This is a genomic window from Marinobacter metalliresistant (assembly GCF_038098645.1).
Classification (GTDB): domain Bacteria; phylum Pseudomonadota; class Gammaproteobacteria; order Pseudomonadales; family Oleiphilaceae; genus Marinobacter; species Marinobacter metalliresistant.
Genome location: NZ_CP101118.1, coordinates 4,032,388 through 4,044,933 on the forward strand (window position 1 = coordinate 4,032,388; position 12,546 = coordinate 4,044,933).

Annotated in this window: 15 protein-coding genes and 1 pseudogene; 9 read left to right on the forward strand and 7 right to left on the reverse strand. The window is 57.6% G+C overall.

All coding sequences use genetic code 11. The annotated features are described in order from the left end of the window. Positions 1–13 precede the first annotated feature (13 nt). Positions 14–784 carry an SDR family oxidoreductase gene (locus NLK58_RS18810; protein ID WP_117619841.1) on the forward strand — a complete coding sequence of 257 codons (771 nt, stop codon included), beginning with the start codon at positions 14–16 and terminating at the stop codon, positions 782–784. An 84-nt stretch (positions 785–868) separates the two neighbouring features. Here the strand turns inward: NLK58_RS18810 and dacB are convergent, their stop codons facing one another. Further along, positions 869–2,440, reverse strand: coding sequence for a D-alanyl-D-alanine carboxypeptidase/D-alanyl-D-alanine-endopeptidase (gene dacB / locus NLK58_RS18815; protein ID WP_341581458.1), 1,572 nt, complete (start codon positions 2,438–2,440; stop codon positions 869–871). A gap of 261 nt (positions 2,441–2,701) precedes the next feature. Between dacB and NLK58_RS18820 the strand changes: the two genes are divergently transcribed. The 3 genes from NLK58_RS18820 (at position 2,702) to NLK58_RS18830 (ending at position 5,276) form a co-directional block, all read left to right on the forward strand. After that, positions 2,702–3,472, forward strand: coding sequence for a glutathione S-transferase N-terminal domain-containing protein (locus NLK58_RS18820; protein WP_341581459.1), 771 nt, complete (start codon positions 2,702–2,704; stop codon positions 3,470–3,472). Between the two features lie 194 nt (positions 3,473–3,666). After that, positions 3,667–4,602, forward strand: a complete 936-nt coding sequence (locus tag NLK58_RS18825) for an aldo/keto reductase (RefSeq protein ID WP_341581460.1) — start codon at positions 3,667–3,669, stop codon at positions 4,600–4,602. Then, positions 4,599–5,276: a DUF6064 family protein gene (locus NLK58_RS18830; RefSeq protein ID WP_162893771.1), complete on the forward strand. Its 678-nt coding sequence runs from the start codon at positions 4,599–4,601 to the stop codon at positions 5,274–5,276. Before NLK58_RS18825 ends, NLK58_RS18830 begins: the two co-directional genes overlap by 4 nt. Here the strand turns inward: NLK58_RS18830 and dkgB are convergent. Further along, positions 5,245–6,054, reverse strand: coding sequence for a 2,5-didehydrogluconate reductase DkgB (dkgB, locus tag NLK58_RS18835; RefSeq protein ID WP_117619845.1), 810 nt, complete (start codon positions 6,052–6,054; stop codon positions 5,245–5,247). The two genes, NLK58_RS18830 and dkgB, sit on opposite strands and share 32 nt — an antisense overlap. A 121-nt stretch (positions 6,055–6,175) precedes the next feature. On the opposite strand from dkgB, the gene NLK58_RS18840 reads away from it, so the two are divergent. Beyond that, positions 6,176–6,589, forward strand: coding sequence for a GFA family protein (locus tag NLK58_RS18840; RefSeq protein WP_117619846.1), 414 nt, complete (start codon positions 6,176–6,178; stop codon positions 6,587–6,589). Here NLK58_RS18840 and NLK58_RS18845 read toward each other — a convergent pair. Together NLK58_RS18845 and NLK58_RS18850 are read right to left on the reverse strand one after the other, a co-directional pair. Beyond that, positions 6,534–6,719, reverse strand: a pseudogene (locus NLK58_RS18845) (PQQ-dependent sugar dehydrogenase); the annotation flags it as partial. The gene NLK58_RS18840 and the pseudogene NLK58_RS18845 sit on opposite strands and share 56 nt — an antisense overlap. A gap of 4 nt (positions 6,720–6,723) precedes the next feature. Then, positions 6,724–6,978, reverse strand: coding sequence for a PQQ-dependent sugar dehydrogenase (locus NLK58_RS18850; RefSeq protein WP_227539346.1), 255 nt, complete (start codon positions 6,976–6,978; stop codon positions 6,724–6,726). A 105-nt stretch (positions 6,979–7,083) separates the two neighbouring features. Between NLK58_RS18850 and NLK58_RS18855 the strand changes: the two genes are divergently transcribed. Further along, the gene (locus NLK58_RS18855; RefSeq protein ID WP_117619847.1) at positions 7,084–7,329 is read left to right on the forward strand and encodes a hypothetical protein; all 246 of its coding nucleotides are present in this window, start codon (positions 7,084–7,086) and stop codon (positions 7,327–7,329) included. 246 nt (positions 7,330–7,575) lie between these two features. Here NLK58_RS18855 and NLK58_RS18860 read toward each other — a convergent pair whose 3' ends face one another. After that, positions 7,576–8,028, reverse strand: a complete 453-nt coding sequence (locus tag NLK58_RS18860) for a YaiI/YqxD family protein (RefSeq protein WP_341581461.1) — start codon at positions 8,026–8,028, stop codon at positions 7,576–7,578. 282 nt (positions 8,029–8,310) lie between these two features. Here NLK58_RS18860 and NLK58_RS18865 point away from each other — a divergent pair, with 282 nt between their 5' ends. From NLK58_RS18865 to NLK58_RS18875, 3 genes are read left to right on the forward strand one after another with little or no spacing between them, the layout of a single operon-like run. Continuing rightward, positions 8,311–8,895: a histidine phosphatase family protein gene (locus NLK58_RS18865; protein WP_341581462.1), complete on the forward strand. Its 585-nt coding sequence runs from the start codon at positions 8,311–8,313 to the stop codon at positions 8,893–8,895. 40 nt (positions 8,896–8,935) lie between these two features. After that, the gene (locus NLK58_RS18870; protein WP_099619235.1) at positions 8,936–9,274 is read left to right on the forward strand and encodes a zinc ribbon domain-containing protein YjdM; all 339 of its coding nucleotides are present in this window, start codon (positions 8,936–8,938) and stop codon (positions 9,272–9,274) included. A gap of 37 nt (positions 9,275–9,311) precedes the next feature. Continuing rightward, entirely contained in the window at positions 9,312–9,827 is a 516-nt protein-coding gene (locus NLK58_RS18875) for a phosphate-starvation-inducible PsiE family protein (protein ID WP_341581463.1), read from the forward strand. A 27-nt stretch (positions 9,828–9,854) separates the two neighbouring features. Here NLK58_RS18875 and NLK58_RS18880 read toward each other — a convergent pair whose 3' ends face one another. Together NLK58_RS18880 and NLK58_RS18885 are read right to left on the reverse strand one after the other, a co-directional pair. Continuing rightward, positions 9,855–10,574 carry a tellurite resistance TerB family protein gene (locus NLK58_RS18880; protein ID WP_341581464.1) on the reverse strand — a complete coding sequence of 240 codons (720 nt, stop codon included), beginning with the start codon at positions 10,572–10,574 and terminating at the stop codon, positions 9,855–9,857. Between the two features lie 327 nt (positions 10,575–10,901). After that, complete coding sequence (locus tag NLK58_RS18885) at positions 10,902–12,299, reverse strand: IS1380 family transposase (RefSeq protein WP_289114228.1); 1,398 nt, start codon at positions 12,297–12,299, stop codon at positions 10,902–10,904. Positions 12,300–12,546 lie beyond the last annotated feature (247 nt).

The following is a 12,546-nucleotide window of genomic DNA, read 5'->3' on the forward strand; positions in this document are numbered from 1 at the left end:
TTGAGGTGAACGAATGAGCAGCAAGAACCTGTTTGATCTGACGGGCAAGGTTGCCCTGATTACCGGCGCCAGTCGTGGCATCGGCGAGAATATCGCCCGCACTCTGGCTGATTACGGTGCCCACGTGATCGTCAGCAGCCGCAAGATTGACGGCTGCGAAGCGGTCGCCAGCAGCATCCGTGAAGCCGGCGGCAGCGCCGAAGCCCACGCCTGCCATATCGGGGAAATGGATCAGATCGAAAGCATCTGGGCGCACATCGAGCAAACCCACGGCAAGCTGGACATTCTGGTTAACAACGCGGCGGCGAATCCCTATTTCGGGCCGGTGGAGGACACCGACCTGGGCGCGTTCAACAAGACCGTGGATGTGAATATCCGGGGCTACTTTTTCATGTGTGCCCGCGGTGCCCGGATGATGAAAAAAGCCGGTGGCGGCTCCATCGTGAACGTGGCCTCGGTGAACGGTGTGAACCCGGGGCACTTCCAGGGCATTTACTCGGTGACCAAGGCTGCGGTCATTTCCATGACCAAGTCCTTCGCGATGGAGCTTGGCCAGCAGAAGATCCGGGTGAACGCTCTGCTCCCCGGCCTGACAGACACAAAGTTTGCCAGTGCCCTGACAACGAACGACGCAATCAAGAAACAGGCCATGGCCCACATCCCCATGAAGCGGGTAGCCGACCCGAGTGAAATGGCGGGTACGGTACTGTATCTGGTATCTGAGGCGTCCAGCTACACCACCGGTGCCTGCATCAACGCAGACGGCGGTTATCTGACTATCTGAATGGCCCGGGGTCAGATGAAAGCGTTCATCTGACCCCTCTTTCACGGGAGGTCGTGTTCAGCTTTCAGGCTGGCGAACAGGTGCCTACTGAATGCTGGTTTCAGAAGCGCCGGAAGAAGCGTGTGAAATCGCTGTGCCCGTCGGCGGCCTGAAATGCAGTGAATACAGAATGCGGTCCAGCACCGCCTGGCCATTCCACGCCGGGTCATTATTGACCATGCCCACCACAGCCCAGGTCGTGTTATTAGCATCGCGAGTGAAGCCGGCGATCGATCTTACATTCTCCAGATAGCCAGTTTTGATGCGGCCTTCGCCATCCATGCCGGTATTGCGAAGGCGGCGCGCCATGGTTCCGTCCATGGCAATGATTGGCATCGAGGCCATCAGGTCTGCCGAGTAGGCGCTGTTCCAGGCGTGTTGCAATATCTGGGCGCCCTGGCGGGCGGTGATGCGGCCGTGCCGGCTGAGCCCGGCGCCGTTATCGATCACCATGCCGGCAGTGTTGATGCCTTTGCCTTCCAGCCATTCGTAGATCACCCGAATGCCGGCTACCCGGTCATCGTTTTCGTCTTCCAGCCGGTTTTGGGCACCAATGGTAAGCAACAGCTGGCGGGCCATAACGTTGCTGCTCCATTTATTGATGTCTCGCACCATGGACACCAGATCCGGCGAAGTGGTTTTCAGCACCAGCCTTGCGCCTTCCGGGGCAACGCCATTGAGGTTGCCACCGGAAATGACCACGCCCATGTCCGTCAGAAGTGAACGGATCAACGATGCGGTGTACTGCTCATGGGGTAACAGGGACATGTATGTCGTGGTACGGCAGCCCTGAGGCAATTCGCCGGTTACTCGCACGGTAACCCGCTGGTCATCATGGAAAACAGGCTCCCACTCAAAACTGTGACGGGAGGGGCACGGCCCTTCGGCCGTCGCAACGACGCGGTTGTCGATCACTAACTCACTCAGTGAAGGGGTGCTCCAGGCCTGGGTGCCCCGTTCATCCGCCCGCACCTGAAGGTGCATCAGGTTCAGGTTGGTCAGATAAGCGGAAGGCTCAACGAGGAAGGGCGCATGGGGATTGTCACCATTGTCTTCGAAGCCTGGGAAACCGCCATCCACTTCAAAATAGCTGCCATCCAGCACCAGGTCCCCTTCGATTCTGGTAATGCCCATGCTCCGCAAATCCCTCAGGGTCGTCCAGAGTCGCTCAATGGTGAGCTTGGGGTCGCCGCCAAAGCGGACATAGAGATTGCCTTTCAGGGTGTCGCCGACCATGGTCCCGTCGGTCAGGAAATCGGTGTCCCAGCGATGGTTGGGGCCGAGAACTTCCAGCGCGGCAAAGGTTGTAACCAGCTTCATGATGGAACCGGGACTCATGAGCGTATCGGCATTGATGTACTGGTTAATGCCGGGGCCATTCAGGGGGATGGCTGCCATGCTCATGGCATTCTCATTGTGGAGCGATTCCTGGGCGTAATCCTTGAGTTGGTTGGTCCAGAGACGGTTGCCGGAGAAACCAGTATCATCGGTTTCGGCAGTTGCAGTCAGAGGAGATGCAATCAGGGCACAAACCACCACCGATACCAGCGCTGAACGTCGGAATCCAAGACACGTTTTTCCTGCACTGTCAGAGCGCTGCATTCCCCGAATTTCCATGGTTGCCGTCCAATGAGTTCTTATGGCTAAACAATAGCCTATCTTTGCTGGTTGTACTATGCAGAAAAGCTCTACATGACGTTAAAAAATGCCAGTAGTGTCGTTGTTTGTATTGAACTTTTGTGACTCAATGTAAGTGCCCTTGTGAATCATGGAGTTAGGTGGACAAAAATTAACTAATGTCATGCATGGCACCCGGGAGCCAATGGAAAATCGTCAGATTGCGTGATAATGACGTGATCTCCAACAGAAGGTTTGTTTATGTCCAATATGCTGTTTCGCAACATTCACGTGCTGGGTTCGGTCACCACTTCGTCGCTGACGGCGTGGCGCGGTTGCCTGGTGGTGAAAAAGGTACCTCAGCCGGAAAAGCCGATCGTGCTCTATGATATGGAAGGCTGCCCCTATTGCCGCAGGGTCCGGGAGGCCCTGACCGCCCTGAATCTGGATGTGGAAATCCGGCCCTGTCCGAAGGGTGGTTCGGTGTTCCGGGCGCAGGCGGAGGCTCTGGGTGGCAGGCAGCAGTTCCCGTTGCTGGCGGACCAGAACACGGGGGCGGTGATGTATGAGTCCGAGGAGATTATTGAGTATCTGTTCCGCCAGTATACCGGGCGGCCGGTGCCCAAATATTACCGTGACCGGGTCTGGCAGCCGGTTCTGGGCTCGGTGGCATCGGTGGCCAGTGCCATGAGGGGGCTTCGGGTTAGCCCCGGGAAGCGGCCGGAGCAGCCTTTGCATCTCTGGAGCTTTGAAGGTAGCCCGTTCTCGCGGCTGGTGCGGGAGCGGCTGTGCGAGCTGGAGATTCCGTACACTTTGCACAATCTGGCCAAGGAGCACTGGACGGAAATCGGGCCGGCGAAGCAGCGGATCAAGCCTGGGCCTTATACGCCGATTCCCGGTGGCAAACGGGATGCGTTCTTTCAGGTGCACAAGCGGGTTCAAGTGCCTTATCTGGAGGACCCCAACACCGGAGAGGGGCTGTTCGAATCTGCTCGTATTCTGGGTTATCTCGATAGTCACTACGGGAACTGACCTGCGTGTAAGACTGTCAGTCATCGAGTAGCCGCGCGGGTGGGTCATCCCTTGTCCAGACACACCGTAAATACATCCATGTAGGCTCGGTCGGGCCATCCATGGCCCTCCACGGTCTGGACAAGGGATGACCCACCCGCGCTTTTGGGCCTTGTGCTATTCGCACTGAAATTTATGACAGTGGGGCAGCAGATATGGCGAATCGGTTTACCCGAAGACAGTTTCTGGTCAGTTCCGGGCTGGTAGGGCTTGCTCTGACGTCCCCTCACTTGTTCGCGAACCTAACCAGCAAACCCGCCTCATCTCCCATCACCCGAAAAATTCCCGGAACAGACGAGGTAATTCCATCCATCGGCATGGGTACCTGGATTACCTTCAATGTTGGTGGCGACACACAGCTGGTTGAACAGCGCACCAGGGTTCTGAAAACCTTCTTCGATCAGGGTGGGACGGTTGTAGACGGCTCGCCGATGTACGGCAGCGCCTCGGATGTGGTGGGCGAGGCGCTGGATGCCCTGGATGCCCATGACCGGGTTTTTGCGGCCACCAAGATCTGGACCGGTGACGAGTCAGAGACCCGACAGGAGGCGGCGCGCTCCCGCAGACGCTGGGGTGTTGAGCGGTTTGATCTGTTGCAGGTGCATAATCTGCTGGGCTGGCAAGGGCATCTTGAGACGTTGAGACAGATGAAGGCGGACAGCGAAGTGAGGTATATCGGCATCACGACTTCCCACGGTCGCCGACACCGCGAATTTGAGCAGATCATGAAGCGGGAGCCTCTGGATTTTGTGCAACTGACCTATAACGTCCTTGATCGTGAGGTTGAGGATCGGTTGCTGCCCCTGGCCGAGGAACGGGGAATCGGGGTGATTGTAAACCGGCCGTTCCAGGGTGGTTCGCTGTTCCGTCGATTCCAGTCAGAGCCGTTGCCGGGCTGGGCCGGTGAGGCTGGCGTCAGCAACTGGGCGGAGTTCTTTCTCAAGTACATCATTTCCCATCCGGCGGTGACTTGTGCGATTCCGGCGACCAGCAAAGTCGAGCACATGAAGGAGAACATGGGGGCGCTTTACGGGGCGCTGCCGAACCCAGAGCAGCGGCGGCGGATGGCGGATTATGTGAGGTCCCTGTGACGGGCGCTGACTGGCTGAGCTACTCGTTGCAGGATTTCGTGATGTTCGGGCCGCAGGTGTTTCTGCGGCTGTTTGTCCGGATCAATCAGGATCTCTGGCCCTGGCAATTGCTGGCTGTGGTGGTTGCCATCGGTATACCCGTGCTGTTTCTGAAACCGGATCTCCGGGCCCGGCGGTTGGCCGTCGGGCTGATGGCAGTAGCCTGGGCAGGGAGTGGTTACGGATTTCTCGTGGGCTACTTTAGCCCCATCAACTGGCCGGCGGCGTGGTTTGGCTGGGCCTTTGTGGCGCAGGGCGCCCTGCTCGCAGCCGCCGCGTTTTTCGGGGCTGTCCATGGGCAAACGCCGCAGCCGAAGCAGCTTGCTGTCTTCTGGCTGGCGGCAGTGTGTGGTTTGCCCTGGTTGGCGGTGGCTGATTCCGGCGATTGGCAGTCGCTGGCGTTGTTTGGGGTGGCGCCGGGTACCACGGCAGCCACTGGCGCATTGGTGCTCGCCCTGGTGACCGGGCCCTGGCGGTGGCTTTACCTGCCGCTGCTGGTGCTGTGGAGTCTGTTCAGCGCGGCCACGCTCTGGGTGCTGCAAACCTGGTGGTTGCTCATTACCCCAGTGGCCACGCTGCTGTTCGTTGGCGCCGGGTTCTGGTTCAGTCCCAGGCCGGAGCAAAGTCTGGATTAGCGATCCGCTCGTTGCGGTCCAGCGCATCAATGGCGCGGATTTCCTCTTCGCTCAGCTCAATATCCAGGGCGTCCAGATTGGCTTTCTGGTGCGCCGGGCGGGTGGAGGAGGGAATAGGCACAACGCCTCTCGAAGCCACCCAGGCGATCGCGATTTGGGCCGGGGTCAGGTTTCGTTCGCCGGCAATGCGTTGCAGGGTTTCGTCTTCCATGACCTTGCCGACGGCTAATGGCATGTAGCCAGTTACAGCAATGCCGAGCTTTTGCGCATGCGCCACAACCTTGCGGTTCGCCAGGAAGGGGTGGACTTCCACCTGGTTGGTAAAGATGACGGTGTCGCCGAGAATCTCTTTTGCTTCATCCATTTGGGCGCAGGTGAAGTTGGAAATGCCGATATGCTCTGCCAGGCCTTCCCGCTGGGCATCCCTGAGGGCGCCAAGATATTCTTTCATGGGCACTTCATCGCCCGGTGATGGCCAGTGAATAAGCGCCAGGTCGACATGGTCGGTTTTCAGCCGCGCGAGACTGTCGTGCAGGCTGTTGATCAGGTCGCTGGCGTGCAGCTGGTCATGCCAGATCTTGGTGGTGACAAAAATCTCGCGGCGCGGAATGCCGCTGGAAGTGATGCCATCACCCACTTCCGCTTCGTTTCCGTACATCTGGGCAGTATCTATATGACGGTAGCCCAGGGACAGGGCACTCTTGACGGCGTCCCGGGCATCATTGCCCCTGAGCCGGAAAGTTCCCATGCCGATCTTTGGAAGTGCGCTGAATGACATGCTGTCCTCCTTTGCGAATCGTGTGTTTTTAAGGTGGTGCCGGCACACTGGTTCTTCAAGTGGCCTCCGGGTATCATCGCGCCTGAACTAACCTGTGAACCGAAACGATAAGGCCTAGACCATGTACACCGGCCATTGCCTCTGTGGCGACATCAGCTTTGAATACGATGGCCCCCTTGGCCCCGTTGCCCTGTGCCACTGCAGCCAGTGTCGGCGGGCACACGGCAGTGCCTTTTCAGCCAGTGCGCCGGTACAGAAGGTGCGGTTCCGTTTCATTTCCGGCGAAGACAGGATTACCGAGTTCGAGTCACGCCCCGGCAAGTTCCGGGGCTTCTGCAGCTGTTGCGGCAGTCAGCTATACAGCCGCGTTGATGCCATTCCCGGGATTCTCCGTCTGCGGGTCGGGTGGGTCAACGAACCCCTGGGCAAGGGCCCGGCCCGGCATGTTTTTGTCGGCTCAAAATCCGACTGGTTCGAGATTACCGACGAGCTGCCACAGTTCGAGAAGACCGAGCGAACCAACGATCCTCACTGAAAACCGGAACCATCCGGTAAACCTTGCCCCGCGGTGAATCCGTCAGCAACCACAGGGCCCCATCCGGGCCCATGCGCACATCGCGGATCCGCTTGCCAAGATCGGTGAGCAAATTCTTCTCTTCGACTACCGCTCTATTTTCTATCGTCAGCGGTGTCCTGGGCGCGGCCCATCTCTCCCCGGTCACCCACGGCCACATACAGGTTGCCTTCCCGATTAAATTCCATGCGCCCGGCAAAGTTCCGGCTGGAGCCATCCGGCAGAAAGGCGAGACTCCATGGGTTTTCAAGGTCCTGCGCCACGGTTTCCAGCTGGAAATCCGCCTCGTCGGCGCCAATTAATGAACGGTTGATGGTTGAGAATAGCAGTGCGGGTATATAGGGCGTCAAAAACTTCCCGGATCATTATTTTTGATGTTTTAAATAAGAATGATTCGTATTATTATGTGAGAATAGCAGTTCAACACTGAATCACACCCCAGAACGGAGAAGAAGATGTCCCGAATTCCGGAATCCCTGTTCCGCCACAGGGCGCTGTTTACTGCAACCCTGTGTGCGATCCTGCCTGCCTTGGCATCGGCGCAGGACGCGGGACCCGCCACACTGGAAGTGCTGGATGTATCTGCCGAACGTGGCGAGGTCTCGTCTGAATCCACCGGCAGTTACACCGGCGGCGCGACCACAACCACCATGAAGAAAGGTGAGGGCGGGAAACCTTCCCGCCCTCTTTATCGAGTATGAATGGGGAGGAAGCGGAATGACGCCCGAGCAGGAAATGATTGAAGGATTAAAGCTGGCCGCCAGTGCCGGCGCGTTTATTGGCCTGGTGGCCATAGGTTTGGCTCTGGGCTCTGCGATTGGTGCCTAAGTACTGCCCGGAGTGCTGTCCAGTTCCAGCCCTCCTGGCCAGGCATGTGATGAGTGTTTTTGAAACCCTGGAGCGCCAGCAGGTCCAGGATTCGCTGGGATTTTAAAACAGAATCATTATCACTTGCGGGTGTTTTGTTGTAGCCAGCGGTCCAGTTTGTCGGCAAATTCCTTGCGGTCGGTCTGGCTGAAGGGGGCCGGTCCGCCGGTTACCTGGCCGGCGTTGCGCATTTCTTCCATGAAGTTGCGCATGGCGAGGCGTTGGCGGATGTTCTCTTTGGTGAAGGCCTGGCCGCGGGGGTTGAAAACGTCGGCGCCTTTTTCGATGGCTTCTGCTGCTAACGGAATGTCCTGGGTGATGACGAGGTCGCCTTTTTGCATCTGGTCCATGATTTCGTTGTCGGCGACATCGAAGCCTTGGGGGACCTGTCGGCGCTTTATATAAGGGCTCGGGGGCAGGGTGATGACGTGGTTGGCGATGAAAGTGGTGTCGATCTGCCAACGGGTGGCGGCTCGGCAGAGGATCTCCCGGATGGGGACGGGGCAGGCGTCGGCGTCGACCCAGATTGGCATGGTTGGTTCCTTCTTTTGGCTTGGTTTTTGGTGAGTTTACCGTTTGTTGTTGTGAGCCTGGAAGCATGCTGCCGCGTATTGTTTTAAGGGTTTGCAGATTTGGCAGGCTTGCACCATTGGGAGGGGGCTTCCAAAAACCGCTACAAGCACATCCCTGTGCGCTTGTTTCCGGCCATCCATGGCCTCCAACATTTTTGGAAGCCCCCTCCCAATGGCGCGATCTTGCTGCAGAGTTAAGTCCGCGATTATGGCGGGCACTCCAAGTGACTTATTGAGGGATTTATGAAAACGGACATTGTTCCCACTGCATTTTTTGCGCTCATTCTGAGCCTGGTTCTTATCGCCACGGGAACGGCAAAGGCTGATGAACCAGACGCCTGGGAAGCCCTTCGTGATGGACAGGCCGTATTGATGCTTCGTCATGCTCTGGCACCGGGTACCGGGGATCCGGCAAATTTTGATATCAACGACTGCAGCACCCAGCGGAATCTGAACGCTATGGGGCGGGAGCAGGCGCGGGCGTGGAAGCCGTTTCTGGAGAGCCACGGGATTACTGAGGCGCGGGTGTTCAGCAGTCAGTGGTGTCGGTGTCTGGATACGGCGCGGGGCATGAACATGGGGGAGGTTACTGAGTGGCCGTCGCTGAATTCTTTTTTTGGCAATCGTGGGGATGGTTCGGCGCAGACTCGGCAAACCATTTCTCTGGTTAACGGGCTGGAGGTCGGGGCGCCGGTGATTCTGGTGTCCCATCAGGTGAATACCACGGCGCTGACCGGTGTGTATCCTTCGTCCAATGAGGGGGTAATTATCGGACTGCCCTTGTCTGATGATCCGAGGGTGCTGGCGAGAGTTTCACCCGAGAGTTGATGGTATAATCCAGCACTCATTCAATTAACAGGAAATGATAATGTCCCAACTTCCTCCATGCCCGCAGTGCAGTTCCGAATACACATACGAGGACGGTGTCCAGCTTGTTTGTCCAGAGTGCGGGCATGAATGGTCTGAGGCGGAGGCTGCGGCTGATGCGGCCGGGAAGCTGATTCGGGATGCCAACGGCAATGAACTTCAGGATGGCGACACGGTCACTGTGATCAAGGATCTGAAGGTCAAGGGCTCCAGCTCTGTGGTGAAGGTGGGTACCAAGGTAAAGAATATCCGTCTTGTGGAGGGCGATCACGATATCGACTGCAAGGTCGATGGCATTGGTGCCATGAAGCTGAAATCGGAATTCGTTAAGAAGGCCTGATTCTAAAAGGTGTTAGGGGTCGGCAGGGAGAAATCGAATGGTTGATCATGATGATGAAAACAAGCCGGTTCAATCGCCGTCAGAGCGCAAGCATGAGCTCCATCAGGAACTGCCGGTCGATTTCCCCGATCCGTTTTTTCGCGGCCTGCACCGGGTTATTCGTTTCGCAATCCGGGTGCTTGCCGTGTTGATGGTCGCTGTTATCCTCTGGGGTGTCGGCGATGTCATTTACATCATCTACGACAGGCTCATCACGCCGCCCTTCCTGCTTCTGAACATCAACGATATTTTTTATACCTTTGGTGCGTTCATGGCGGTTCTGATTGCGGTGGAGATCTTCATCAATATCAGGCTTTATCTCGGCACCAATGTCTTCCCGGTGCAGCTGGTTGTGGCCACGGCTCTTATGGCTATCGCCCGGAAAGTGATCGTGCTCGATTTCGAGACACTGACACCCATGTATCTGATCGGGATTGCCGCAACCACGCTGGCGCTCGGGGTTACCTACTGGTTGCTGAGGCAGGGCAATCAGTACCATGAATGGGATGACTGATCGCTTGCTGCCTCAGAGGCTGGTTGATCAGGCGTTTGTGGCAACCTGGATTTGTTGCTCCAGCTCTCGGGCCATTCCGGTATCAAGGTTCAGAGCCGAGGCCAGCTGGTCCAGCCATGCCCGCTCCATGGGGTTTTGTTCGTCGATCATCACCGCGCTGACGATGTAGATTTCCCGGCTTGCCTGGGGTGAGTCTGCGTTCCGGGCGAGGGCTTTTGCGTCCAGTGGGGCGTCAAACTGTTGTTGTATCCAGGCGTGGAGTTCGTCATCGGGACCCAGTTTCTCGATTTCCTGGGTCAGCAGGGCGCGTTCGTTAGCGTCGATGTGGCCATCGGCGCGGGCTGCCATGATCATGGCTTGCAGTATCTCCAGGCCTCGTTGTTCCTGCGCCTGGCCCTGCAGCTGTTCCAGAGGCTGACCTTGCTGGGCCAATGCAGGCTGCGATGTGCCCTGGTTGCTGGACTGGTAGTTCTGGTACGCCTTCCAGGCCAGTACACCCACGCCAGCCAGGGCGCCGTACTTCAGGGCTTTGCCGCCCATCTTCCGGCCGCGTTTTGAGCCGAGCATCATGCCGAGGGCGCCGCCGCCCAAAAGACTTTTGACGTCGATGCCTGAACCCGAGCCTTGTCCGCCTTTGAGTTGGCTGCCAAGGCTGTCCATCATCCTGTTGATGTCCATTCCTCCACTGCGGGACTGGCCTCCCTGGGCCTGTTTCATTACCTGGTTCAACACCGACATCACGTTCATATTCAGCTCCTGCTAATCGGGTCACTGGTTGGCTTCTGCGGTCATTCTATGTCCGCCGGGCTCCCGGGTCATGAGGCCGAGATTAATCTGTTGTCATGAATCAGGGCATTTAGCCCGAACATTTCATAAACACCCCAAGCAGCAGCCACGAAATTTTCTCGGTTAGCCCATTACGCCCAGATATGAGAATTATTAGTAGTATGCGCGCCAATGTCGCTCTGATGTCATCCAGTCACCGGCCTTAAGTGTTTATTATTTGATCAATTCCAGCGTCCGGGCGAGGGAAGGCCTCCCGAGCCCGAGATGGAGGTGAGCGCCGACGGCGGCTCAGCCGGTGTTTAACCTGGGCCGAGGCAGGCGATATAACCGTTCGGTGACTGTGTGCAGAAGGGCCTTGACCGGGCAGCTACCTGGCAGGTGGAGCTTGATGCGGTCTTTGTACTGCACCACCCGTACGGCCAGCTTGAACAGCTTGATGATGACCGTCGAGGGCTGGGCCTGAGACAACTCGGTGCCTTGCAACAGTTCGGCGCGCAAGGCGTGATGCAGCACATAGGCGGCGCAGGAGAAAAACAGGCGCAGGTGGTTGGCCGCAAAGCGGCAATCCGAGGTGCGGTCGCTGGCCAGGTCGTTTTTCATCATCTTGATGAAATTCTCGTCCTGGCCCCGGGCGCAATACAGCTCGGCGTACAGTATTTCCGGGGTTGACTCTTCCAGGGAGGTGACGACGAAGCGGGGGTTATCGCCGAGGGCCATGGTTTCGGCTTTCAGGACAGTGCGAAACGCCTGTGGCCAGGAACGGGCCTGATAATCGATCTCGTGGAAGGTGCGCGAGCGTTGCGGCGGGGCCTGTTCCGCGAGGCGAGCGTTATGGCAGCGGGTATCGTGCAGCCGCCGGGTGGATTGCAGGTGTGGCTCGGCCAGTTTTTTCAGACGGCTGTTGCCGGCCAGGCCGAACAGGAAATCGGTGTACGGATCGTCGAGCGCCAGTTGCATCAATTCCACGTTGGCGAAATGAGCATCACCACGCAGCAGGATGCGGGTCTCGGGCCAATGCTGGCGCAGCCGTTTGAGCACCCGCTTGAGGATCATTGCGTTCTCTGCCCCCGTCGGGCGTTTGCCGGGGCGCAGTGCCGCGGTAATGAACTTGCCCGACAGACCTTCAAACAGAAACAGTGGCAGGTAGCAGTGACTCTGGTAATGGTGGTTATAAAACGCCAGTTCCTGTTGGCCGTGGGTCTGGTCTTCGGAGTGATCCATGTCCAGCACGATCATCTCTGGAGGCTTGGCGTAGCTGGCGACAAACTGCTCTACAAAGGCCTCGGCGAGACGGTAAAGGTCGCGGGTGTTAACGGCATTTTCCAGGCGCGAGAAGGTCGGTGCGCTGGCCAGATCCTGCTCTGGCTCAAGCGGCTTGCGTTCGGTGCCGAGCTTGAACATCGGGTCACGGCGCAGGGTGTTGGCGTCATTGGCATCGGCATAGCCACAGGCGATCTGGAAGATCCGCTGAGTTAATAGATCGGAAAGTGAGTGGTCGATATAAGAGGCGTGACGGCGGTCGTCGATGGCCTGGGCCAGTCGATGAACCAGGCCAATCTGTTGGTCCACCCCACGCAGCAGCAGGGGGCCAAAGTCGGATGACAACGCTCCGCCCTCGAAATCAGCTCGCACGGTAAAGCCGGCAAAGGGAGGAAAGCGCAGTTGAGTTGGGATAGAATTGGACATGGGCGAACCTTGTTTAGCTTCTTCCGAAGCGTTATTGGTGTAACTCCCATTATATCAATGGGTTGAGCAAGGTTCGCCTTTTTTTATGAATAATTCGGGTTAGTTCCGTTGATCACTGCTGCATTAGCCCGGAGGTACGAAGCTTCTGCTGGCTGGCTATTGCAATGGCCAGCTGCGACCATTCGCCGCATCCAGCCTTGCTCGCTTGTCATCAGGAGATCCAGAGGCAACACTAGGATTGAATGAC

Bases quoted from the DNA above. Each gene is read 5' to 3' on its own strand.
- NLK58_RS18810 (WP_117619841.1), top strand. From the start codon at position 14: ATGAGCAGCAAGAACCTGTTTGATCTGACGGGCAAGGTTGCCCTGATT.
- dacB (WP_341581458.1), bottom strand. From the start codon at position 2,440: ATGGAAATTCGGGGAATGCAGCGCTCTGACAGTGCAGGAAAAACGTGT.
- NLK58_RS18820 (WP_341581459.1), top strand. From the start codon at position 2,702: ATGTCCAATATGCTGTTTCGCAACATTCACGTGCTGGGTTCGGTCACC.
- NLK58_RS18825 (WP_341581460.1), top strand. From the start codon at position 3,667: ATGGCGAATCGGTTTACCCGAAGACAGTTTCTGGTCAGTTCCGGGCTG.
- dkgB (WP_117619845.1), bottom strand. From the start codon at position 6,054: ATGTCATTCAGCGCACTTCCAAAGATCGGCATGGGAACTTTCCGGCTC.
- NLK58_RS18840 (WP_117619846.1), top strand. From the start codon at position 6,176: ATGTACACCGGCCATTGCCTCTGTGGCGACATCAGCTTTGAATACGAT.
- NLK58_RS18855 (WP_117619847.1), top strand. From the start codon at position 7,084: ATGTCCCGAATTCCGGAATCCCTGTTCCGCCACAGGGCGCTGTTTACT.
- NLK58_RS18860 (WP_341581461.1), bottom strand. From the start codon at position 8,028: ATGCCAATCTGGGTCGACGCCGACGCCTGCCCCGTCCCCATCCGGGAG.
- NLK58_RS18865 (WP_341581462.1), top strand. From the start codon at position 8,311: ATGAAAACGGACATTGTTCCCACTGCATTTTTTGCGCTCATTCTGAGC.
- NLK58_RS18870 (WP_099619235.1), top strand. From the start codon at position 8,936: ATGTCCCAACTTCCTCCATGCCCGCAGTGCAGTTCCGAATACACATAC.
- NLK58_RS18875 (WP_341581463.1), top strand. From the start codon at position 9,312: ATGGTTGATCATGATGATGAAAACAAGCCGGTTCAATCGCCGTCAGAG.
- NLK58_RS18880 (WP_341581464.1), bottom strand. From the start codon at position 10,574: ATGAACGTGATGTCGGTGTTGAACCAGGTAATGAAACAGGCCCAGGGA.
- NLK58_RS18885 (WP_289114228.1), bottom strand. From the start codon at position 12,299: ATGTCCAATTCTATCCCAACTCAACTGCGCTTTCCTCCCTTTGCCGGC.